Raw genomic sequence first — 21,923 nt, forward strand, 5'->3', positions numbered from 1 at the left:
CATGTGGCTCGGATATTCAGGGCGGAGCGGTCAGGCTGCTGCGCCGGTTCTGGGTGTTCGGTTCTGGCGGTGTCAGGTATCAGCCGTGGCAGCGGGGTTTCAGGCGCCATTGGCCCGCATTGTAGGGCAATCAGGTTTTCGGCAGCGTGACACCGTGCTGGCCCTGGTATTTGCCGCCGCGGTCGCGGTACGAGGTCTCGCAAACCTCGTCGCTCTCGAAGAACAGCACCTGGGCACAGCCCTCGCCGGCGTAGATCTTCGCGGGCAGCGGCGTGGTGTTCGAGAATTCCAGCGTCACGTAGCCTTCCCACTCCGGCTCGAACGGCGTCACGTTGACGATGATGCCGCAGCGCGCGTAGGTGCTCTTGCCCAGGCAGATTGTCAGCACGCTGCGCGGGATACGGAAATACTCGACGGTGCGGGCCAGCGCGAACGAGTTCGGCGGGATGATGCAGACATCGCCCTTGAAGTCGACGAACGATTTCTCGTCGAAGTTCTTCGGATCGACGATGGTGCTGTTGATGTTGGTGAAGATCTTGAATTCGTCGGCGCAGCGGATGTCGTAGCCGTAGCTGGAGGTGCCATAGGAGACGATCTTGCGGCCATCCGTTTCCCTGACCTGGCCCGGCTCGAACGGCTCGATCATTCCATGCTGCTCCGCCATGCGGCGGATCCACTTGTCGGATTTGATGCTCATAAGGTAGCGGTGAACGGGAGGAAGCGCCGCGAAGTGGAACGCCGCAACGGGCGGCATGGCGCGCAATGGGCCGCATTGTACAACCAAAGCGCGGCCGGCCCGGCAAGGCGGGCCAGGGGTGTCAGATGCCAAGCGAGGGGGAGAGCAAGAGCGAGAGCGGCCTCAGGCCACCGCGGCCTGCGGCTCGCTGTGGCGGAACCGTTGACGCCCCGTATAGAGCAGGAAATGCTTGCCGGTGCAGCGCGCGAACAGCGTCATGTTGACGCGCCTGGCCATCTCGTAGCCCATCTGTGTGACGCCCGAGCGCGACAGCAGGAACGGGATGCCCATCTGCGCGCCCTTGATCACCATCTCCGAGGTCAGGCGGCCGGTGGTGTAGAACACCTTGTCGGCACCATCCATCCCTTCCAGCCACATCCGTCCGGCGATCGCGTCGACCGCATTGTGGCGGCCCACGTCCTCGATGAACATCAGCAGCTCGCGGCCCTGGAACAGCGCGCAGCCATGCACGGAGCCGGCCTGCTTGTAGACCGACTGCTGCAGCCGGATCGTGTCGATGATGCTGTAGAGGGTCTGCTGGTCCAGCACTGCGTCATCGGGCAGCCGGATCTGGTCGACCTCGTCGAGCAGCGAGCCGAATACCGTGCCCTGGCCGCAGCCGGTGGTGACGATCTTGCGGGCGGTGCGCTCCTCGATGCGGTCGATGCCGCCGCGCGTGGTCACCGCGGCCGACTCGGTCTCCCAGTCGACCTGGATCGCGGCGATGTCCTCGATCGATTCGACCAGCCGCTGGTTGCGCAGATAGCCCAGCACCAGCGCCTCGGGGGCGCCGCCCAGCGTCATCAGCGTGACCAGCTCGCGCTTGTCCAGATAGACGGTCAGCGGCCGCTCACCGGGCAGGAAGGCCGAGCGCACGCGGCCCTGCTCGTCGACGACCTCGACCTCCTCGATCAGCGGGACGGCGGCTTGGCTCAGTTGGGGACGCAGGGACATGGGTACTGGAAAATCGGAAACGTCGAGGCGGGCCAGCGCGAAGGCGAATCCGCCAGGCGGGCAAGCGAAAATCGGGTAATCGCGCCGGCCGCGCCGGTCAGGACTTGACCACCACGCCGCAGGCGATGCGGCCGCCCGAATTGCCGGTGGGCTGGGTCTTGTAGTCGTCGGGGTCCTTGTGCACGACCACGGCACGGCCGACCACACTGTTCGGGCCGGGCGCGACAGTCATGCTGGTCAGCTGGAAGCTTGCCCGCGCGCGACCATTGGCGTCGGCGGTCAGGTTCGGCATGTCGCCGACATGGTGGTCCGGCGTATTCACCGAGCCATGCGGCTTCCCGGTCGGGTTGAAATGACCGCCGGCGCTCATCGCATCGGGGGCCGAGCAGTCGCCCTTCTCGTGGACGTGGAAGCCGTGCACCGAATTCGGCGGCAGGCCCGTCACGTCGGCCAGCACCATCACATGATCACCATGCTGGGTGAAGGTCACGGTGCCCTGGGTATTGGTGCCGCTCTTGGCGGTCAGCGGCGCCACGGCTCGCTCGGCCGTCGCACCGCCGCCCATCATCTGGCCCATCTGTCCCATCTGCGAACACGCTGCCAGCGCCCCGCTTGCCACCAGACCGAAAAGAATACGCTTCATGCCGAACCTCCTGTCACGGTGATGTCGAGCATGCATTGTAGCGCTCATCCCGGCCGGTTCCGTACGCTGTGCCTTACGCTTCGCCGGGTGCCGGCCGCCGTTCGGCATGGCGGCGCGACGGCGTCGAACGCTGGGCCGGGATCTTGCCGGACTTGATGTCGTCGTACCAGTGCTCGTGGTGCTCCTTGGCCCAGGCCTCGTCGACATAGCCGTCGCGCATTGCGCGGTAGGCACCTTCCATGCCGATCGAGCCCATGTAGATATGGCCGAAGGCCATCGCCATCATCACGATCGCGGCGATCGAATGGACGATATGGGCCAACTGCATCGTGGTGCGGTAGTAGTCCAGCCCCGGCACGATCTTGTCGAGCACGAAGCCCGAGGCCGAGATCAGCAGGCCGAGGAAGAACACGCCCACCCAGAACCAGCCCTTCTCCCCGGCATTGAAGCGGCCGCTCGGCACGTGCTTGCCGCTGGCGATGCCGCCGAGGCTGGTCAGCCAGCGGATATCGTCGCGCGACGGCAGGTTGTCGCGCACGAAGATCACGAAGCCGACGATCAGCGACAGCGTGAAGACCGGACCGACGATGTTATGGACGTTCTTCAGCAGATAGGTCAGCCAGCCGAACAGCGTATGGCCCATGATCGGCAGCAGGAAATGCTTGCCGAACAGCATCACGATGCCCGACACGGCGAGCACCACGAAAGCGATCGCCATGGTCCAGTGGACGATGCGCTCCAGCGGCGTGAAGCGTTCGATCATGCGGCCGGTCGGTTGCGACTTCAGCGGAATGGTGCCGCGCCAGACGAAGAAGGCCAGGATCACCGCCGGCACCAGCACCAGCAGCCAGCCGCCCCAGACCGTGATCACGCCGTTGCGCAACAGCCGCCATTCCTGGCCGGTACGCAGGATCAGCACGCCGGCTTCCTTGTCCGGCAGGCTGCTGTAGTGGCGCTGGTCCGAGTTGATCTCGCGCCAGACCGGCGCGTTGTTGCCCGGCTGCGTGCGCGTGCGGCTCTGCTGCTCGCGCGCCTCGGCCGCGATGTCGCGTTCGGGCACGTCGAAGATGTTCTGCGAGGCGATGCCCGAGAACGGCTGCTGCGGGTGCAGCGCGGGGTTGTTCGCGTCGGCATCCGCCTGCGTCGGCGTCGCGGCGGGGCTCTGGCCCTGCGCCGCCGCCTGTGCGGGCGCCTGCGCGGGGGTGGTCTGCGCATGCGCCGGGCCGGCGTGCAGCAGCGGCACGGCCAAGGCCAGCGCGCATGCGGCCGTTGCCGCGGCGGCACGGGCCTTGCCGGCCAGCGCGGTAATCAGCTTGGCGCTCATAGGGCCTCCTTCGGATCGGCTTCAAGTCGGCGGCAACGGCGGCCGCCCATGCTCGCCCCGCTCATTGGACGCGCGTGTACTCGTTCTGCAGCTGGTTGCGCTGGCGGATCTGCTTCTGCCAGCTGGTCTGGTCGCCCTGCGTCCAGCCGGTGGCAACGAACGGATCGCCGGGCGCGCCCTTCCAGGCCGCGGTGTCGGTCTTCTTCGGGCTAGGCTTGGCGGTTTGCGGCTCCTCGCCGCAGCCCGCCAGCCCGATCAGCGCGGCGGCGCCCGCCGCCATCCACATCAGCTTGCCTGCTTTCATGATGCCTGCCCCGCGGGAGTGGACGGACCGGCCGGCGTCTGCTGGGCCGGTGCCGGGGTGCCGGCCGGCGCGGCCGGGGCGCGCTGGGCCGCCTGGCCGTTGGTGCCGTAGGCGGTGCCCCAGCCAAACACGTCGCCGCCGGTGCCGCGCTTGATCACGCGGTTGCGCAGGATGTCGGCGATCACGTCGCCGTCGCCGCCGAGCAGCGCCTTGGTCGAGCACATCTCCGCGCACAGCGGCAGCTTGCCTTCGGCCAGGCGGTTGCGGCCGTACTTCTCGAACTCGGCCTCGCTGCCGTTGGCTTCCGGACCGCCCGCGCAGAACGTGCACTTGTCCATCTTGCCGCGCACGCCGAAGGTGCCGGTCGACGGGAACTGCGGCGCGCCGAACGGGCACGCATAGGAGCAGTAGCCGCAGCCGATGCAGACATCCTTGTCGTGCAGCACCACGCCGTCGTCGGTGCGGTAGAAGCAGTCGACGGGACAGACCGCCATGCAGGGCGCGTCCGAGCAGTGCATGCAGGCCACCGAGATCGATTTCTCCGCGCCCTGCACGCCGTCGTTGACCGTCACCACGCGGCGCCGGTTGACGCCCCACGGTACCTCGTGCTCGTTCTTGCAAGCGGTGACGCAGCTGTTGCACTCGATGCAGCGCTCGGCGTCACAAATGAATTTCATGCGTGCCATTGTGTTCCCCTTACGCGAAGCGCTCGATCTGGCAGACCGTGGTCTTGGTTTCCTGCATCATCGTCACTGCGTCGTAGCCGTAGGTTGTCGCCGTGTTGACCGCCTCGCCCCGCACGATCGGATGCGCGCCGTCCGGGTAGTAGTCCAGCATGTCCTTGCCCTGCCACCAGCCCGAGAAGTGGAACGGGATGAAGGCGGTATCCGGGCCGACGCGCTCGGTGACCAGCGCGCGCACCTTCAGCATGGCGCCGGTCGGTGTCTTGACCCAGCAGTAGTCGCCGTTGCGGATGCCGCGTGCGGCGGCCGCGCGCGGGTTGATCTCGACGAAGTTTTCCTGCTGCAGTTCGGCCAGCCACGGGTTCGAACGCGTTTCCTCGCCCCCGCCCTCGTACTCGACCAGACGGCCCGAGGTCAGGATGATCGGGAACTTCTCGTGGATCTTGTTCTCGACGTTGCGCTGCTGCACGGTCTTGTACAGCGTCGGCAGGCGCCAGAACGCCATCTTGTCGTCGTGGGTCGGATACTTGGCGACCATGTCCGGACGGGTCGAGTACAGCGGCTCGCGGTGCTGCGGAATCGGATCCGGGAAGTTCCACACCACCGCGCGCGCCTTGGCGTTGCCGAACGGATGGCAGCCATGGACCTTCAGCACGACGCGCTGGATGCCGCCCGACAGGTCGGTCTTCCAGTTCTTGCCCTCGGCGGCCTGCTTCTCGGCATCGGTCAGGTCGTCCCACCAGCCCAGCTTCTTCAGCAGCACGTGGTCGAACTCGGGATAGCCGGTGGTGATCTCCGCGCCGACCGAATGCGAGCCGTCCTCGGCCAGCAGGCTGACGCCGTCGCGCTCGACGCCGAAGTTCGCGCGGAAGTTGCCGCCGCCGTCCATCACGTGGCGGGTGGTGTCGTACAGGTTCGGCGAGCCCGGGTGCTTCAGTTCCGGCGTGCCGTAGCACGGCCACGGCAGGCCGAAGTAGTCGCCGGTCAGGTCGTAGCCGGTGGCCGCGTCCTTGCCGCCCTTGCAGCGCAGCGTCTTGACGTCGAACATGTGCATATTCTTCATATGCGCCTTCAGCCGTTCCGGCGACTGGCCGGTATAGCCGATGGTCCAGTTCGACTTGTTGATCTCGCGCAGGATCGACTCGGGCTCCGGCTCCATCCAGGTACGGCCGGCCCGCTTGACCTCGATCATCTTGAAATTGCGCGACAGCTCCTTGCCGAAGCCCAGCTTGTCGGCGAAGGCCTGCATGATCGTGTGGTCGGGCATCGATTCGAACAGCGGCTCGATGACCTTCTCGCGCCATTGCAGCGAGCGGTTCGATGCCGTGCACGAGCCCGAGGTCTCGAACTGCGTGGCGGCCGGCAGCAGATAGACGGCGCGGTTCGGATTGACCTTGTCGCCCTCGGCCGGCGGCATGTTGGCCATCGCCGCGGTGGCCGACGGATACGGGTCGATCACCACCAGCAGGTCCAGCTTGTCGAGGGCCTTCTTCATTTCGAGGCCGCGCGTCTGCGAGTTCGGCGCATGGCCCCAGAAGAACACGCCGCGGACGTTGTTGTCCTGGTCGATCAGATCGCTCTTCTCGGTGACGATATCGATCCAGCGCGACACCGTGGTGCCGGACTTCTCCATCATCGCCTGCGACGGGAACTGCGACTTGATCCACTCGTAGTCGACGCCCCACACCGCGGCGTAGTGCTTCCACGCGCCGGTGGCCAGGCCGTAGTAGCCCGGCAGCGAATCGGGGTTCGGGCCGACGTCGGTCGCGCCCTGCACGTTGTCGTGGCCGCGGAAGATGTTGGCGCCGCCGCCCGACACGCCGATGTTGCCCAGCGCCAGCTGCACAATGCACGAGGCGCGCACCATCGCGTTGCCGATCGTGTGCTGGGTCTGGCCCATGCACCAGACCAGCGTGCTGGGCCGGTTCTTGGCCATGGTCTCGGCGACCTTGTAGACCTCGGCCTCGGGCACGCCGCAGGCCTCTTCGACCTTGTCCGGCGTCCACTTGGCCAGCACTTCCTCGCGCACCTTGTCCATGCCATAGACGCGCTGACGGATGTACTCCTTGTCTTCCCAGCCGTTGTTGAAGATGTGGTACAGCACGCCGAACAGGAACGGGATGTCGGTGCCCGAACGGATGCGGACATACTGCTCGGCCTTGGCCGCGGTGCGGGTGTAGCGCGGATCGACCACGATCACCTTGCAGCCGTTCTCCTTGGCGTGCAGCAGATGCAGCATCGACACCGGATGCGCCTCAGCCGCATTCGAGCCGATATACAGCGCCGCCTTGGCGTTCTGCATATCGTTGTACGAGTTGGTCATCGCACCGTAGCCCCAGGTATTGGCCACGCCCGCGACCGTGGTCGAGTGGCAGATGCGCGCCTGGTGGTCGGTGTTGTTGGTGCCGAAGAACGACACCCACTTTCGCAGCAGATACGACTGCTCGTTGCTGTGCTTGGACGAGCCGATGAAGAACATCGAATCCGGACCGGTCTCCTGGCGGATCTGCTTCATCTTCGCGGTGATCTCGTCCAGGGCCTGGTCCCAGCTGATGCGCTGGTACTTGCCGTTGACGAGCTTCATCGGATATTTGAGGCGGTATTCGCCGTGGCCGTGCTCGCGCAGCGCCGCGCCCTTGGCGCAATGCGCGCCCATATTGATCGGCGAATCGAACACCGGCTCCTGGCGGACCCAGACGCCGTTCTGCACCACCGCGTCGACCGCGCAGCCGACCGAGCAGTGGCCGCAGACCGTGCGGCGCACGACGATGTCGCCCTTGCCGTTGCCGGCGGCCTTGCCGTCGGCGGCGTCGGCCTTGCGGATCAGCGTCAGCTGCGAGGCAGCCAGGCCCGCGCCCACGCCGATGCCCGAACGCTTCAGGAAGCTGCGGCGGTCCATGGTCGGCATCGCGCCGGCGAGGCTGGTGGCCAGCCGCGCCGACAGGCGTGCGGACGAAGCGGCGGCCGGCTGAGCGGACGCGAGTCGATCAACGCGCTGCGCAGGGGCGCCGCCCTGTGCCGCGTGCTTGCGGGTCAGAATCATGTGTCACCTCGGGAAAGGTACGAAGCGGGTAGAAGCAAAACTGCGAGCGATATCGTGGTGAACATCGCGCGCGATATCACGCGATCGGGCCGCGCCGGGATGACAGGCATCGCGGCGAGCCGGCAATCGCGCGGCTTATACCAGCGTCGTCCGGTAATACTTCCGTACGTGTTCTGAGACACGGTAACCGTTGCTGTCGGCAGGAGTGGGTTCGGGCGCGGGGATCGCGCCAGCGGGGGCGGCGGGCGTGCGCGCGGTCAGGGCCGCGGCACCTGCAGCGGCAGCCACGACGCCAGCGCCCGCGAGGAAATGGCGACGTGCGACCCGAGTTTGCTTCTCTTTCATGGGGGCTCCTCGGTAATATTTACCGATTACCAATCTAGTTATGCATTGTTTTGCGTATTGTAGATCGATATGTACGGAATGACCATGCTCACCGCGGGTTTATCCTGATTTTCGGTAACCATGGCGCTGTGCATCAAATGTCTTGAGACATCTCGTTGCACGCCGCGCGACCCACGTCGCGACATCTCGATCTGCGCGCCAAAACGCGTTTATCGGCTTCCCGAGCCGTTCGCTTTAGCGCTGCCACGCCCTCAATGCATCTCCATCGCGACCGCCTCGACGGCCGCGAACGACTTCAGCAATTCCGCTGCCCGCGCATAGAAGCGCGCGCCCGGATGCGCGATCACCGTATCGCACAGCGACTCGACCCACGGCTGCAGATGGCGCGCAAAGAAGCGCTGCTGCTCGCCGAGGTTCGATACCGCGACGTCGTCGCCCGCAATCAGGAAGCGCATCACTTCGCAAAGCGTCGCGATATGGTCCTCGGGTTCGCTGACGCCTTCATGACGCTCCAGGCCGTAGCGCGCGAGATCCTCGCGCACCGCCACCAGCGGCCGTTCGTGCAGGAAGCCGGTCTGGTAGTACGAGCCGTACAGGAACACATCGGGCTTGCCGATGCCGACGAAGAGCTGCTGGTATTCGTCGGCCGCCTCGGCCTCGGTGGTGCCTGCTGCCGCTTCGCCCAGCGCGTTCCAGGCCTGGCCCAGCGGGCTGGCGGCATCGTCGGCATGGGCGCGATTGGCGGCGATATGGTGCAGCAGCGCCGCGTCGGGCGCGCGATAGAACAGCGTGGCCAGCAGGCCGTAGAGGTCGGCGCGGGCGGTGTCTTCGGCCTGGTCCGCGGGGGCGGCCTGGGTCAGCTGGATAGGCTGGAAATCGGTCATCGAATCGCGGTCAGAGGTGGCAGTACTACGTCAAGGGCCGCATCGGCTCGTCGCATCGGCCTGCGGCATCGAAAACCGGCGCCGGCTGCCGCCGGCGCCCTGCTCATTGGAGCGTCGCGCCGGTCGCGGCCCCGGTGTCCTTCTCGATCATGTCGACGACCCGGCAGTCGCTGCACATCTTCAGCCGATCGGCGGCGGCACCGGCAAAGGCAGGGTGTCCGGCCAGGCGTCCCAGCATCGCCTCGACCATCTGCGCGGTGCCGAAGGGCTTGGCGCAGCGGATGCAGTGGAAGGGCCTGGTCTCGTGCAGCGTGACGGCCTGGCGCACGGCATCGCCGGTCAGCAGGCGCGGCACCAGCGTGATGGCATCTTCCGGGCAGGTCCGCTCGCACAGCCCGCACTGAACGCAGTTGCGCTCGAGGAAGGACAGCACCGGGCGCTCGCTGTTGTCGCGCAGCGCCTGCGACGGACAGGAACCAACGCAGGCCATGCACAGCGTGCAGCGGCCGCTGTCGACCTGCACCGCGCCCAGCGGCGCGCCTGCCGGCAGCGGCACGGTGTCGGCGGGTACCGGCGCGTGCGCGGCCAGATGATCCAGCGCGAAGCCCAGCGTCTCGCGCTTGGCCGCGGCGGCATGGAAGGCCGCCGTGGGCAGCGCGGGACGGTTGGGTTGCAGCGCGGCCAGGGCGCGATCGAGCGAGCCCGCATCGGGGGCGTCGAACAACGTAAAGAATTCGCCGCGATAGCCCAGGCCCGCCAGGATCGACTGCGCAACGGCCATCTGCTCGGCCAGCGCGGTGCGATATTGCGGCGCCTCGTCACCGGTCAGCATCACCGCGACGCGGTCCGCGCCCCAGGCGATCGCCGCCAGCCACAGCTCCAGCCCGACCGAGGCCGGATGGAACAGGCCGGCCGGAATCACGTTCGGCGGCAGGCCATTGGCCCGGCCCGCGCGCGCCTCGCGTCCCAGCGCCAGGATGCGCGGATCGCCGTGCTCCTGCCCATGCAGCAGCAGCACGGCATCGCGTCCGCCCGCCTGCCGATAGGTCGACAGCAGCGTGCGCAGGCGCCGGCCCTGATGGTCGGGCTTCGGATACGCATAGCTGATCGCCCCGGTGGGGCAGACCGTGGTGCAGGCCCCGCAGCCCACGCACAGGTTCGGCGCGACCTCGATGCGGCCCTTGCCGTCCTGCCAGCGCGAGCCGATCGCCTCGGCCGAGCAGACCTCGATACAGGCCGAGCAGCCGGTGGTGCGGTTGCGGCCGTGCGCGCACAGCGATTCCTTGTACTGGAAGAACTTGGGCTTCTCGAACTCGCCGACCAGTTGCGTGGCGGCGAGCGCCATCCGCTCCTGCCGCACCGGATCCGCGCCCGCATGCAGATAGCCCTGCGGCGGCGCATGCCGACCGAAGAACGGGCTGTCGTTCAGATCGAAGACCAGGTCGAAACGCTCGCTGACGGCGCCGGCGAGCCGGTCGAAATCGATCGCCGCAGCCGCGCCGCAGGCCTTCACGCAGTCGCGGTGCGCAGTGCAGCGGCTGAGGTCGATCTGGTAGCTGAAGTCGATCGCGCCTTCCGGGCAGGCCTCGATACAGGCATTGCAGCGGGTGCACAGGTCCAGATCGATCGGATTGGCGCGGCCCGCGCCGGTGTCCCAGCTGGCCTCGAAGGCACCGAGCCAGCCGCTCAGCTTGTCGAGCCGGCCGCTGTGGACCGGATAGTCGCGCATCGCCGGCGGCGTCGCGCCATCGACGCGGTCGGCCGTGCCGTTGAGCAGCACCGTCACCTGCAGGCCGGCCTCGCCGAGCCGATCGGCCCAGGGCAGCGCGCGCGCTGCCGGACCGAACACCAGCACGCTGCCGGCAGAACGATATTCGACCACCGGCACCGGATCCGGGTCGGGCAGCGCCGCGGCGGCGAGCAGCGCCGCGATCTTGGCGTTGGCGGTGCGCGGATCCTTGTGCGCGCCGCGCGACCAGCCGCCGGTCTCGCGGATATTGACGAAGCGCACCGGCGCTGTCACCACGCCATCGGCCTGCGTTTTCGCCGCCAGTTCGGTGAACAGCGGGCGTTCCTGCGTGCAGGCGACGATCACGTCTTCGGTGCCATCGAGCGCGGCGGTGAAGGCGCCGACCTCGCGGCGGCACAGCAGGCGGTGGACTTTCAGCGGGGCGGCGCCCGGCTGGGGGGAAGCATCCGACAGCACCGCCCCGTCAAGCGGCATGGTGTCGTTGCAATTGCAGATCAGCGTCGGCATGGTAGGTACAGCTGGCCGGCTTGCCAGCCCGCTTCTGTCGAGCGGGTCCGCGCCGGCGGTTTTGTGAGGGAGTGACATTGTAGGCCCGAGACCGGGCCGGGGCTACGCAGGTTTGTCCGTAGCTGGTTCGGTATGCGGCACCGCGGCGAAGGCATCCGCCTGCGGCGCACGCTCGGTCCGGCCCGGTGGGTCGGCTTCGCTGCCATCGTCCGAGGCGGCCTGCGCGGCGCTATCCGGCTCGCCGGTACCCTCCTCTGGGAGATCAACGGACGATTCGGCCTGGGCTTGAGCTTCGGCCGAAGCAGTGGCGGGATCGGCGACAGCAGTGCCCGCCTCTTCCGCTTCCTCGATCGGATCGAACAGGCCGAGCGTCTCCGACTGGCGCAGGCGCCGCAGCACGTCCGGCGGAATCGGGTCCGGCTTGCTGTAGTCGTCGATATAGATATCAAGCCCGTCCATCACGTTGAAATGCGGGTCGGCGAACAGCGTCTTCAGCGCGGCGCGCTTGACGGTCTCGTCGACACCCTGGGCAACGAAGCGGGCCACGCTGTCGCCGGGCTTGAGCATCGCCACGTCGGTCAGCGTCGGCGCGGGCGGGGCGTCGGCCTCGCGGATGGCCGCGCCGGGCGTCGCGTCCGCCTTTGCGGAGACGGGGACCGGTGCGGCCGGCTGAGGGGCCGGTTCGGCCGGCACGGCCTTGCCCTCGCGCGCGGCGGCCTTGCGGCGTGACCAGCGGGACAGGAAGGACGTTTCGGTCGAATCGCTCATGATGGCATTGCAGGCGGCAGGGATACGGATAACGACATGGCTGCCGCGGATTTCACGAATTTCAGTAGCGCGCCCGGTCCTGCGGCGACTTGAAGGACTCCGGCCGCCGCCGCTTCTTCGGCTCGGGGCGGTAGTGTTCGGCCACATAGGCCTGCAGCCAGGCCAGCTGCTCGGGCGCCAGCGGCACGTTCTCGACCGTCTCGCCGGCGTCGAGCCAGCGCCCTGCCTCGTTGTACGACAGCGAAACAGTCACCGGCAGCGGCCGGCGCCCGTCTTCGGGCTGGGTCTCGTCCATGCGCCACAGCACGAACCAGCACGGCGCGGTGGAGCTCAGGTTCAGATAGTAACCCTCGGCTTCGTCGCGGAACAGCGCGACCGGGTAGCCGGGATAGAGCCAGCGCGCGCCCTGGTCGTCCTCGTGCAGGCAGTGCGGCTCGGTGCCGAACGCGCCGAGGTCGGGGAGCACCGCTTCGAGCTCCCACTTCCACGGCTGCCAGCGGCTGGCCAGCGCGACCTTGCGCATCACCACCGCCATCGTGACGGCGGGACGGCTGCCGGCCGGCTCCGGGACCTCGGACTGCATCGGTTCCATGATCAGGTGTTCTGCACGACGATGCTGGGGAACTTGCTGGTCATGTCGCGCGCCTTGTCGGCGACCTTGATCGCCACCTTGCGCGCGATGCCGCGATAGAGCTCGGCGATCGGGCTGTCGGGCTCGGCCACCACGGTGGGCCGGCCCGAATCGGCCTGCTGGCGGATCGACAGGTTCAGCGGCAGGCTGCCCAGCAGGTCGACGCCATATTGCTCGCACATCCGCTCGCCGCCGCCCTCGCCGAAGATATGTTCGACGTGGCCGCAGCTCGGGCAGCAATAGACCGCCATGTTCTCGACGATGCCAAGGATCGGGATGCCGACCTTCTCGAACATCTTCAGGCCCTTGCGCGCGTCCAGCAGCGCGATGTCCTGCGGCGTGGTGACGATGACCGCGCCCGTCACCGGCACCTTCTGCGACAGCGTCAGCTGGATGTCGCCGGTGCCCGGCGGCATGTCGACGATCAGGTAGTCCAGTTCGTGCCAGTTGGTCTGGCGCAGCAGCTGTTCCAGCGCCGAGGTCACCATCGGACCGCGCCAGACCATCGGGTTGTCCTGCTCGATCAGGAAGCCGATCGAGTTGGCCTGCAGGCCGTGGCCTTCGAGCGGCTCCATGGTCTGGCCGTCGGCGGACTCGGGGCGGCCATCAATGCCGAGCATCATCGGCAGGCTGGGGCCGTAGATGTCGGCGTCCAGCATGCCGACCCGCGCACCCTCGGCGGCCAGCGCCAGTGCGAGGTTGACGGCGGTGGTCGACTTGCCGACGCCGCCCTTGCCGGAGGCGACCGCGATCACGTTCTTGACGCCGGGCAGCAGCTTGACGCCGCGCTGCACGGCGTGGGCGACGATGTGCATGGTCACCGTCACGCTGACGTTGGTGACGCCGGGCAGGGCGCGCAGCGCCGCGATCACCAGCTTGCGGATCGGGTCGAGCTGGCTCTTGGCCGGATAGCCGAGTTCGACGTCGAGCGACACATCGCCGCCGTCGACACGGATATTGCGGGCGGAGCGCGTGCTCACCAGATCCTTGCCCGTGTTGGGATCGATCACGGTACGCAGGGCTTCGGTAACCTGGTCAACGGTAAGGCTCAAGACAATCTCCGCTACTTGATATATGGGGGAAGGCGCGTACTGTATCAAAGAGTGGCCCCGCGGCTCGGCGAGGGCCTGGAAGACCTCGATTATCCCTGCGGTCCGCAAGGGATTACACGTGCTTACAACTTTCACAGCGTCGCGCTTGTGCACGGGGCGGCATCTCCCTATTGTAGTGCCCCGAAACGTCGGCTCGCCCGGATCCCGGCCCAAGGCCAAGGCAACAGCCCGGCAGCCGCCTGAACCGTCACCTGAAGCTTGCATTTTTGCGAAGCTGCTGGCGCAATTAGGCCAGTGCGTCACAATGCCTCACCCCGAGGTGCAGCCGCAGTTGAAGCACAACAATCGACAGAAGGAGAAAGCATGAAACTCAAGCTCGTCAGCCTTTCGATCGTCGCCGCACTGGCCGCCGGCTGTGCGACCGAGCAGGGTACGCACACCGCCGTGGGTACCGGTGCCGGCGCGGCCGTGGGCGCCGGCCTGGGCAATCTGATCGGCGGCAATACCAAGGGCACCGTGATCGGCGCCGCCGTCGGGGCGGCCGCGGGCGGTGCGCTGGGTTACAACTGGAACGCGATCCGGGGCAAGCTGAGCCGCGACACGGCCGGCACCGGCACCCAGATCACCGAGCAGCCGGACGGCTCGCTGAAGGTCAATATCCCGAGCCAGGTGACCTTCGATACCGACAGCGCCACCATCAAGCCGTCGTTCCGCTCGGTGCTGGACCAGGTTGCGCAGACGCTGAGCCAGCATCAGGACGTCAACGCCACGGTCGTCGGCCATACCGACAGCACCGGCAACCCGACCTACAACATGCAGCTGTCCCAGCGCCGCGCCCAGAGCGTGGCCGGCTATCTGGGCGAGCGCGGGGTCGCGCGCAGCCGCCTGAACGCCGAGGGCCGGGGCCAGTCCCAGCCCATTGCGGACAACGCCACCGAGGCCGGCCGGGCCCAGAATCGCCGGGTCGAAATTTTTTTGAAACCAATTCAAGGGTGATGGAGTCATAGAAACAGGTACCGCTTGCCACCGTTGCTGGCTCGCGATGGGTGGCTGACCTCCCGGGCGGTACCTGATTTCTCCTCCTTTTCCGTTGTGGAAAGCTGCGCCGGCTCAGACCGGCGCTTTTTTTTGGCTTCACGCCCCGCGCCGGCCGCCCTGCCCGCGGCCGATTGCCCCGCTTGCTAGAATGTCGGTTTTCCGCGCCCCGGCCCGCCCGCGCCGCGGAACACCGATTCCAACGCTTCCCGACCGGCATCCCCCATGACAGCACGTCGCATCCTCGTCACATCTGCCCTGCCTTACGCCAACGGCCAGATCCATATCGGCCACCTGGTGGAATACATCCAGACCGATATCTGGGTCCGTTTCCAGCGCATGATGGGCAACGAGGTGTATTACGTGGGTGCCGACGATACCCACGGCACGCCGGTGATGCTGCGCGCGGAGAAGGAAGGCATCACGCCCAAGCAGCTGATCGACCGGGTCTGGAACGAGCACAAGCGCGACTTCGACAGCTTCCTGGTCTCGTTCGACAACTACTACAGCACCGACGCCGAGGAAAACCGGCTGCTGTGCGAGAAGATCTACCTGGCGCTGAAGGCCGAAGATCTGATCGCGGAGCGCGACGTCGAGCAGTTCTACGATCCGGTCAAGAACATGTTCCTGCCGGACCGCTTCATCAAGGGCGAGTGCCCCAAGTGCGGCGCCAAGGACCAGTACGGCGACTCCTGCGAGGTCTGCGGGACCACCTACGTGCCGACCGACCTGAAGAACCCGTATTCGGTGGTATCGGGCGCGACGCCGGTGCGCAAGTCCTCGACCCACTACTTCTTCAAGCTGTCCGATCCGCGCTGCGAAAGCTTCCTGCGCGAGTGGGTCGCCGACCTGGCCCAGCCGGAGGCCAGCAACAAGATGCAGGAGTGGCTGGGCAGCGATGGCGAGGCCTCCACGCTGTCGGACTGGGACATCTCGCGCGACGCCCCCTACTTCGGCTTCGAGATCCCCGGCGCCCCCGGCAAGTTCTTCTACGTCTGGCTGGACGCCCCGATCGGCTACTACGCCAGCTTCAAGAACCTGTGCGAGCGCAAGGGCATCGACTTCGACGCCTGGGTCGGCCCGCATTCGACCGCCGAGCAATACCACTTCATCGGCAAGGACATCCTGTACTTCCACACGCTGTTCTGGCCGGCGATGCTGCGCTTCTCGGGCTACCGGACGCCGACCAATGTGTTCGCGCACGGCTTCCTGACCGTCGACGGCGCCAAGATGAGCAAGTCGCGCGGCACCTTCATCACCGCGCAGAGCTATATCGATACCGGCATGAACCCGGAATGGCTGCGCTACTACTTCGCCGCCAAGCTGAACGCCAGCATGGAAGACCTGGACCTGAACCTGGACGACTTCGTCTCCCGGGTCAACAGCGACCTGATCGGCAAGTACGTCAATATCGCCAGCCGGGCCGCCGGCTTCCTGGTCAAGCGTTTCGACGGCCGCGTCGACGACGCCGCGCTGTCGCATCCGCTGCTCGAACAGCTGCGCCAGGCCGCGCCGCAGATCGCGCAGCTGTACGAAGGCCGCGAATACAGCAAGGCGCTGCGCCTGGTGATGGAGCTGACCGACGCCGTCAACGCCTTCGTTGACGCCGAGAAACCGTGGGAGCTGGCCAAGGACGAGGCCAGGCGCGCGGCCTTGCACGCCGCCTGCTCGGTGTCGCTGGAAGCATTCCGGCTGCTGACCGTCTATCTGAAGCCGGTGGTGCCAAACGTCGCGGCCGGCGTCGAGGCCTTCCTCAATATCGAGCCGCTGGACTGGCGCGCGGTCGACCGCCAGCTGAGCGGCGCCAGCCCGATCAAGCCGTATTCGCACTTGATGACGCGGGTCGACGCCAAGCAGATCGAGGCGCTGCTTGCCGCCAACCGCGACTCGCTGCAGGCCACGCCCGCGACTGGTGCGGCCGAGGCGGGCAATGCCGTCGCTGGCATCGAGCCGATCGCCGACACCATCACGATCGACGACTTCGCCAAGGTCGACCTGCGCGTGGCGCGCATCGTGGAGTGCCGCAAGGTCGAGGGCTCGAACAAGCTGCTGCAGCTGACGCTGGACCTGGGCGAGGGCAAGACCCGCAACGTCTTCTCTGGCATCCAGTCGGCCTACCAGCCGGAGCAGCTGGTCGGCAAGCTGACCGTGGTGGTCGCCAACCTGGCGCCGCGCAAGATGAAGTTCGGCCTGTCCGAAGGCATGGTGCTGGCAGCCTCGGCGGCGGACGAGAAGGCCGCGCCGGGCCTGTACATCCTCGAACCGCATGCGGGCGCGGTGCCCGGCATGCGGATCCGCTGAACGCCTCGCCGCCGCGGGGCGGCGTCAGCCGCCCTGCACCTTCGACGGATCGTCGCTGCGCGAGGTATGCGTGACGAGCCCGTCCGTGCCGAAGTGCACGTTGAAGAAGGCCTTGTCCTGCGAGGTCTCCCACCAGCGGTAGCCCCACACGGTCTCCTGCTTCAGGCGGAAGGCCTCGATCTTCGTCGGCTTGCCCAGCATCCGGCGCACGCTGTCCTGGCTCATGCCGGCGCGCACGCGCTGGAAGTTCTCGGCGGTCAGCACCTGTTCGATCGCGCCGACCCGGCCGTCGGCGCCGATCGTCACCATCCAGGTGGTGGCGCCCTCCGGCCCGCGCGGATATTCGAGGCGGCGCGCGCCGTTTTCCTCTTCCCAGACGATCTCCGGCTTGCCGGCCTGGCGCCGCACGTCGTCCTCGCTGGACACCCCGGGCTCGATCCCCTTGAACAGCTGGCTGTCGGGCTGGATCGTCTGCCAGGCCGAGCGCGCGGCGTCGCCGGCCTTGTTCAGCGCCTCGTCGACCTTGCGCTGGTCGCAGCCGAACAGCGCCAGCACCGAAGCGATCAGTCCCATGGCTGCCACCCCGCGCGCGGACCGGCGGCCGGCGCCCACCCCGCCACCCTCATCGCTTGATGGCCTCGACGGGCCCTTCCGGTGGCGTTGGCGGATTGTCGGCGTCCCCGCCGCTGCTTCCCGTGCTTCCATCCTGCTCTCTCCTGGCGCCCTCGCGCCGTGATGACGATCCTGAAAATAGTTGGCTCCAGCTGTCGAAGCGGCGGTTGAACAGCAGCGACAGCCCGTTGATCGTGCCGCCCCGGGCGATCAGCGACCAGCGCCGCGAGAACGCCCAGGTCAGCTTGGCGACGTTGGCGGCCGAGGTCAGGCTCTGCTCGTAGCCGACCGAGATCTTCTCGCTGACCGCCTTGCCGACGGTCACCACCTGCTGGTCGCTGAGGCCGGCCGTGCTCGGACCGATCGAAAACTCGTCGATGCCGAAGCGCTGCACCACACCCTTGCCCGCCTTCGAGCCCAGCATGCCGAGCGCCGCGCCGCCCAGCGCCGCGCCGCTCAACTGCTGTTGCTGGCCCGCCGTCCCGCTCTCGGCGCCGTAACCGAACATCAGCCATGACAGCTTGTCCTCATCCGGAACATTGGGCTCGGACACCAGCCGCACGCGCGGCAGCCGTACCGTGCCGGTGACCTCGACGCCCGCCTCGACTTCCTGGTTCAGCCGCATCGCGCGGATGTTCAGGTTGGGATTGCCGACCGGACCATTGAAATTGACGATGCCGCGCGTGATCTGCAGCCGGCGGCCGAACGCCTCGTAGGTGCCTTCGACCACGCGCACGGTGCCGGTGACGCGCATCGGTGTCAAGGGCTCGCTGTTGACGCCGAGACGCCCTGCCAGCAGCAGATCGGCGCCGGCACCGCGGAAACGGAAGCGGTCGCCCAGATCCACCGACAGGTCGATCACCGGCGCGAAGCGGCTGGTCGGCTGCGACTCCGGCACCGCCGGCGTGGCCGCGGTACGCACCTCGCGCTCGGCGCGGCGATCCGACTTGCGCACGATCACCACATCGTCGCCGAGCACCGGCGCGCCGGCCTTGGGCAGGTCGAACAGGCCGCGGTCGACGCGGAACTTGCCGCGGATCACGAACTGCCGGTTCTCGTTGGCCATATCGGCATTGCCCGATACCACCAGCGTGCGCTCGGGGCTGGCGAACAGCTCCAGCCGGTCGGCCACGATGCGCGCGCGCAGCGTGGGGTCGGTCTCGCCGAGCCGCACGTTGCCGCTGGCGGTCAACGTGCCGTCGCCGCCGTGGAAGCGCACCTGCCGCAGTTCGATCACGTTGCGGTCGAGCACGATGCGGACGATGCCGTCGGTCAGGCGGATGCCCTGGTCGTACAGCGTGATGGCCAGGCCGTCGCCGTTGACGGTGCCGGTCAGCACCGGCGCGCCGATCGTGCCCGCCAGCTGCATCGCGGCCGCCAGCCGGCCGTCGAAGGCATATTGCGGGCCGGTCAGCGCCTCCAGCGCCTTGAGACGCGGCACGTCGAAGGCCACCTGCCCGCCCAGCGCCGAGGCCGGCGTCACCGTCAGCACGCCTTGCTCGGGCATCAGGCCGGCGAAGGCGTCGACCTTCGCGGTGCCCAGTCGCGACGACACCAGGTTGCCGCGCAGCTGGAGGCGATTGCCGGCGGCCTCGGCACGCACGACGGTCTCGCCGAGCCCAAGCGTGGTGAAACCGCGGCCGGCGTTGACCGACAGGTCGCCGCTGCGCCGCCGCAGTTCGGCAAAGCCCGACGCGGTTTCGGCCAGATTCAGGTTCCATTGGCCGTCGAGCACCAGGTCGGAGCGCACCGGCGGGGCTTCGCCGGTAAAGGCCTCGGCCAACTGCAGCAGATGGCCGACATGCAGGGCGGTCAGCTGGCCCTTCGAACGGATGCGGCCGCGGTCCCAGTCGAGGCTGTCAAGCGCGATGGTCGCGCGCTCCAGCTGCAGCCGGGTGGCTCCGAGCGTCAGGCGCTGCGCGCCTGCGCTGATCGCGACCGGCGTCAGCAGCCGCAGCTGGACGGTGCCGCGCTCCTCCAGCGTGCCGAGCGTGCCGGTCCAGCGTCCGCTCTGCCAGGCGCCCTGTCCGGCGGCCTTCAGCTGCAGCGGCCGGCGCCGCATGCGGCCCTCGCCCTCTACCGTGAAGCTGTGTTTCGCCTGCGTGCCGTCGAGGCTGGCCTGCAGCGTGCTCATCGTCAGTTGCGGGCCGCGATAGCCGCGCGCGTCCAGACGCAGCCGCAGCGGACCGTCGATGCCGCCGCGCAGATCGGCGTTGCCGCTCGCGCTGTCGACCCGGTGCGGGCCCATCGACAGCGCGCGGGCATCGTAGGTCGCGGTGACTTCCGGACGCTGCCAGGTGCCGCTGACCTGGCCGTCGAGCTTGAGCGTGCCGCCGACGCCGAACTTGAGCCGGTCCAGCTGTGGCGCGTCGACCGCCACCATCATGCGGTCGCCGCGCGCGCCGAAGCTGCCGCGCAGCTCGGCGCGGTTGCCGGCCATCGACAGCGTCGCCTCGCTGGGGAGCAGCCGCTGCCCGGCCAGCCGGATCTTGCCGCCGCCGGTCATCGGCAATCCCGCGTATTCGCTGTCGCCGATCGAGAAATCGGCCGCCACCCGGGGCTCGCCCGCCAGCGTGCCGGACCCCTCGAAATTCGCATTGATGCGGCCCTTGGCCACGCTGGCCAGCCGTGACAGGTCCAGGTCGCTGACGCGGCCCTTGAAGCTGAACGGCTGCTGCTCCTTCAGTCCGAGCCGGCCCTCGGCATGCACGCTGCCCTGCGCGACGCCGAGGCGCAGCGCGGCCAGCGTGACTGCGTCGGCATCGATGCGCGCGTCGGCGAACAGCTTGAGCTCGCCCCCGCCCAGATCGAGCGCCACGCTTTGGCGGCCCGGCTCCAGCCGCACGATCACCGGGCCGGACAGCCGCGCGCTGCGCAGCTTGCCATGGATCGCGTGCGGGTCGAGCCGGCGCACGTCCAGATCGAAACCGCCGCGGCCCTCGCGCAGCGAACCGCTGCCCGCGATTTCGCCATTGCCGGCCAGGGCGATGCGCAGGTCGCGGACATGCTGCGCCGTCTCGCTCAGTTCGACGGCGGCGCGCAGCGATTGCACCGGCAGCCGCTCGGCGTCGAGCGGCCCGGGCTCGTGGTTGCGCACCGTGATCTCGCCCGCCACGGTCAGCGGCGCGGTGCCGGGCGAGGCAGGCGCGCCGGGTGCGGCGGGGACAGCCGAAGCGGAGGGAGCGACCACCGATGCCGCCGGTGGGCTGGCGGGCGCCGCGGGCGCCGGCGCTGCCGGGGCCGAGGCCGCGCCGGCCCCGGGCGCGGCTGCGCCACTGCTGCCATCGACCGGCCGCAGTTCCGCGTGCACCGACAGATTGGCCTGCGGCGCCGACGGGTTGAACAGCCGCGGATTGATGCGCTCGGCATCGACCCGCAGGCGCGTAAAGGGCACCGCGCCGAAGGGCGTCAGTTCGATCTCGCCGCGGCCGCGCAGGCGATCGCCGCTCGCCTCGACATCGGCGCGCAGCGCCTCCAGGGTGCCGTCGGCGCGGGCGCTGACGTTGTAAGCCTCCTTCTCCCATTCGCCTTCGAGCAGCGCCTCGCCATTGAGCGCGAATGGCGCCGCGCCGGCGATCTGCGCGTTGGCCGACAGCTTGCCGTAGGGCGTGCCGAGGCGATGGACGCTCAGACGATGCCGGCTGCCATCGGAATGCAGCTCGGCCGACAGATCGGAAAACACCAGCGGCGATGCGGTGGCGTCCGGCCCCCGCAGAATCGACAAGCGCGCCAGCGTCAGCGCATCGACGTCGACCGCCAGCGGCAGCGACAGCGAGTCCGGCAAGGTCGGCGGCGGCTGGTCGGGCTCGTCCACCGGTGGCGGCAGCCGGACGTCGACATTGCCCAGCCGCAGCGCGGCCACATGCAGCCGCGGCCGGCCCGGCCCCAGATGCCAGGCCAGCGACCAGCTGCCGTCGAGGCGGTCCACGCTGACACGGGTGTCGCCCTGCGCGAACACCACGTCGCGCAGTTGCAGGCCGCGCGCGAAGGTACCGCCCTGGTACTGGCCGGCCAGCACGCCGGCCGACAACCGCGTCGCCAGCGACCACAGCTCGCGCGAGCCGCGCTCGGTGCGCAGCGCCGCGCCGAGCGCGATCGCCAGCAGCACGATCAGCGCCACCAGCGCGAGCAGCACGGCGCCGAGCACGCGCAGCCAGCGCCGGCGGCGCGGCTGCGGCGCGGGCGGGGGCTCGCTGCCGCGGGCGGGAACGGAAGGCAGATCGGGCGTGCTCATGCGCCGGGACTCGGGAAATCGGCAGGACCGGTGCCGGTTGACGCGATCGAAGCGATCGGAGCGATCGCGGCGACCGAAGCAATCGGGGCAATCGAAACAATCGGGGCGATCGGCGCA

Annotated in this window: 17 protein-coding genes; 2 read left to right on the top strand and 15 right to left on the bottom strand. The window is 68.3% G+C overall.

Annotated elements, in window-relative coordinates; translation table 11 throughout:
- Positions 1-130 precede the first annotated feature (130 nt).
- From dcd to apbC, 13 genes are all read right to left on the bottom strand, one after another.
- Entirely contained in the window at positions 131-697 is a 567-nt protein-coding gene (gene dcd, locus HTY53_RS11930; RefSeq protein ID WP_006578441.1) for a dCTP deaminase, read from the bottom strand.
- Positions 698-859: 162 nt separating this feature from the next.
- Positions 860-1,690: a formate dehydrogenase accessory sulfurtransferase FdhD gene (locus HTY53_RS11935; protein ID WP_174106794.1), complete on the bottom strand. Its 831-nt coding sequence runs from the start codon at positions 1,688-1,690 to the stop codon at positions 860-862.
- A 97-nt stretch (positions 1,691-1,787) separates the two neighbouring features.
- The gene (locus tag HTY53_RS11940) at positions 1,788-2,333 is read right to left on the bottom strand and encodes a superoxide dismutase family protein (RefSeq protein ID WP_174106795.1); all 546 of its coding nucleotides are present in this window, start codon (positions 2,331-2,333) and stop codon (positions 1,788-1,790) included.
- Positions 2,334-2,406: 73 nt separating this feature from the next.
- The gene (locus tag HTY53_RS11945) at positions 2,407-3,657 is read right to left on the bottom strand and encodes a formate dehydrogenase subunit gamma (protein ID WP_238511593.1); all 1,251 of its coding nucleotides are present in this window, start codon (positions 3,655-3,657) and stop codon (positions 2,407-2,409) included.
- Positions 3,658-3,718: 61 nt separating this feature from the next.
- Positions 3,719-3,961 (bottom strand): hypothetical protein, encoded by a 243-nt coding sequence (locus tag HTY53_RS11950; RefSeq protein ID WP_244258651.1) that lies wholly within the window; start codon positions 3,959-3,961, stop codon positions 3,719-3,721.
- Entirely contained in the window at positions 3,958-4,647 is a 690-nt protein-coding gene (gene fdh3B, locus HTY53_RS11955) for a formate dehydrogenase FDH3 subunit beta (protein WP_053821148.1), read from the bottom strand. The genes HTY53_RS11950 and fdh3B overlap by 4 nt, the downstream gene beginning before the upstream one ends.
- A gap of 10 nt (positions 4,648-4,657) precedes the next feature.
- Positions 4,658-7,687: a molybdopterin-dependent oxidoreductase gene (locus tag HTY53_RS11960; RefSeq protein ID WP_174106796.1), complete on the bottom strand. Its 3,030-nt coding sequence runs from the start codon at positions 7,685-7,687 to the stop codon at positions 4,658-4,660.
- Positions 7,688-7,822: 135 nt separating this feature from the next.
- On the bottom strand, positions 7,823-8,032 hold the full coding sequence (locus tag HTY53_RS11965; RefSeq protein WP_174106797.1) for a formate dehydrogenase: 210 nt from the start codon (positions 8,030-8,032) through the stop codon (positions 7,823-7,825).
- A gap of 251 nt (positions 8,033-8,283) precedes the next feature.
- The gene (locus HTY53_RS11970; protein WP_149317721.1) at positions 8,284-8,916 is read right to left on the bottom strand and encodes a TorD/DmsD family molecular chaperone; all 633 of its coding nucleotides are present in this window, start codon (positions 8,914-8,916) and stop codon (positions 8,284-8,286) included.
- A gap of 103 nt (positions 8,917-9,019) precedes the next feature.
- Positions 9,020-11,173: a 4Fe-4S binding protein gene (locus tag HTY53_RS11975; protein WP_174106798.1), complete on the bottom strand. Its 2,154-nt coding sequence runs from the start codon at positions 11,171-11,173 to the stop codon at positions 9,020-9,022.
- A gap of 102 nt (positions 11,174-11,275) precedes the next feature.
- Positions 11,276-11,941 (bottom strand): DUF3306 domain-containing protein, encoded by a 666-nt coding sequence (locus HTY53_RS11980; RefSeq protein WP_174106799.1) that lies wholly within the window; start codon positions 11,939-11,941, stop codon positions 11,276-11,278.
- A 61-nt stretch (positions 11,942-12,002) separates the two neighbouring features.
- Positions 12,003-12,524, bottom strand: a complete 522-nt coding sequence (locus HTY53_RS11985; RefSeq protein ID WP_174106881.1) for a DUF3305 domain-containing protein — start codon at positions 12,522-12,524, stop codon at positions 12,003-12,005.
- A gap of 11 nt (positions 12,525-12,535) precedes the next feature.
- The gene (gene apbC, locus HTY53_RS11990) at positions 12,536-13,624 is read right to left on the bottom strand and encodes an iron-sulfur cluster carrier protein ApbC (protein ID WP_174106800.1); all 1,089 of its coding nucleotides are present in this window, start codon (positions 13,622-13,624) and stop codon (positions 12,536-12,538) included.
- A 363-nt stretch (positions 13,625-13,987) separates the two neighbouring features.
- On the opposite strand from apbC, the gene HTY53_RS11995 reads away from it, so the two are divergent.
- Positions 13,988-14,620: an OmpA family protein gene (locus tag HTY53_RS11995; protein WP_174106801.1), complete on the top strand. Its 633-nt coding sequence runs from the start codon at positions 13,988-13,990 to the stop codon at positions 14,618-14,620.
- 264 nt (positions 14,621-14,884) lie between these two features.
- Complete coding sequence (gene metG, locus HTY53_RS12000) at positions 14,885-16,960, top strand: methionine--tRNA ligase (protein ID WP_174106802.1); 2,076 nt, start codon at positions 14,885-14,887, stop codon at positions 16,958-16,960.
- Between the two features lie 24 nt (positions 16,961-16,984).
- Here metG and bamE read toward each other — a convergent pair whose 3' ends face one another.
- Both bamE and HTY53_RS12010 read right to left on the bottom strand, forming a co-directional pair.
- Positions 16,985-17,533, bottom strand: a complete 549-nt coding sequence (gene bamE / locus HTY53_RS12005) for an outer membrane protein assembly factor BamE domain-containing protein (protein WP_174106803.1) — start codon at positions 17,531-17,533, stop codon at positions 16,985-16,987.
- Positions 17,534-17,582: 49 nt separating this feature from the next.
- Positions 17,583-21,806, bottom strand: coding sequence for a translocation/assembly module TamB domain-containing protein (locus tag HTY53_RS12010; protein WP_174106804.1), 4,224 nt, complete (start codon positions 21,804-21,806; stop codon positions 17,583-17,585).
- Positions 21,807-21,923 lie beyond the last annotated feature (117 nt).

Source organism: Cupriavidus gilardii (assembly GCF_013314895.1).
GTDB lineage: Bacteria > Pseudomonadota > Gammaproteobacteria > Burkholderiales > Burkholderiaceae > Cupriavidus > Cupriavidus gilardii_C.

Coding starts and splice junctions, on each gene's coding strand:
- dcd (WP_006578441.1), bottom strand. CDS start 697: ATGAGCATCAAATCCGACAAGTGGATCCGCCGCATGGCGGAGCAGCAT.
- HTY53_RS11935 (WP_174106794.1), bottom strand. CDS start 1,690: ATGTCCCTGCGTCCCCAACTGAGCCAAGCCGCCGTCCCGCTGATCGAG.
- HTY53_RS11940 (WP_174106795.1), bottom strand. CDS start 2,333: ATGAAGCGTATTCTTTTCGGTCTGGTGGCAAGCGGGGCGCTGGCAGCG.
- HTY53_RS11945 (WP_238511593.1), bottom strand. CDS start 3,657: ATGAGCGCCAAGCTGATTACCGCGCTGGCCGGCAAGGCCCGTGCCGCC.
- HTY53_RS11950 (WP_244258651.1), bottom strand. CDS start 3,961: ATGAAAGCAGGCAAGCTGATGTGGATGGCGGCGGGCGCCGCCGCGCTG.
- fdh3B (WP_053821148.1), bottom strand. CDS start 4,647: ATGGCACGCATGAAATTCATTTGTGACGCCGAGCGCTGCATCGAGTGC.
- HTY53_RS11960 (WP_174106796.1), bottom strand. CDS start 7,687: ATGATTCTGACCCGCAAGCACGCGGCACAGGGCGGCGCCCCTGCGCAG.
- HTY53_RS11965 (WP_174106797.1), bottom strand. CDS start 8,032: ATGAAAGAGAAGCAAACTCGGGTCGCACGTCGCCATTTCCTCGCGGGC.
- HTY53_RS11970 (WP_149317721.1), bottom strand. CDS start 8,916: ATGACCGATTTCCAGCCTATCCAGCTGACCCAGGCCGCCCCCGCGGAC.
- HTY53_RS11975 (WP_174106798.1), bottom strand. CDS start 11,173: ATGCCGACGCTGATCTGCAATTGCAACGACACCATGCCGCTTGACGGG.
- HTY53_RS11980 (WP_174106799.1), bottom strand. CDS start 11,941: ATGAGCGATTCGACCGAAACGTCCTTCCTGTCCCGCTGGTCACGCCGC.
- HTY53_RS11985 (WP_174106881.1), bottom strand. CDS start 12,524: ATGCAGTCCGAGGTCCCGGAGCCGGCCGGCAGCCGTCCCGCCGTCACG.
- HTY53_RS11995 (WP_174106801.1), top strand. CDS start 13,988: ATGAAACTCAAGCTCGTCAGCCTTTCGATCGTCGCCGCACTGGCCGCC.
- metG (WP_174106802.1), top strand. CDS start 14,885: ATGACAGCACGTCGCATCCTCGTCACATCTGCCCTGCCTTACGCCAAC.
- bamE (WP_174106803.1), bottom strand. CDS start 17,533: ATGGGACTGATCGCTTCGGTGCTGGCGCTGTTCGGCTGCGACCAGCGC.
- HTY53_RS12010 (WP_174106804.1), bottom strand. CDS start 21,806: ATGAGCACGCCCGATCTGCCTTCCGTTCCCGCCCGCGGCAGCGAGCCC.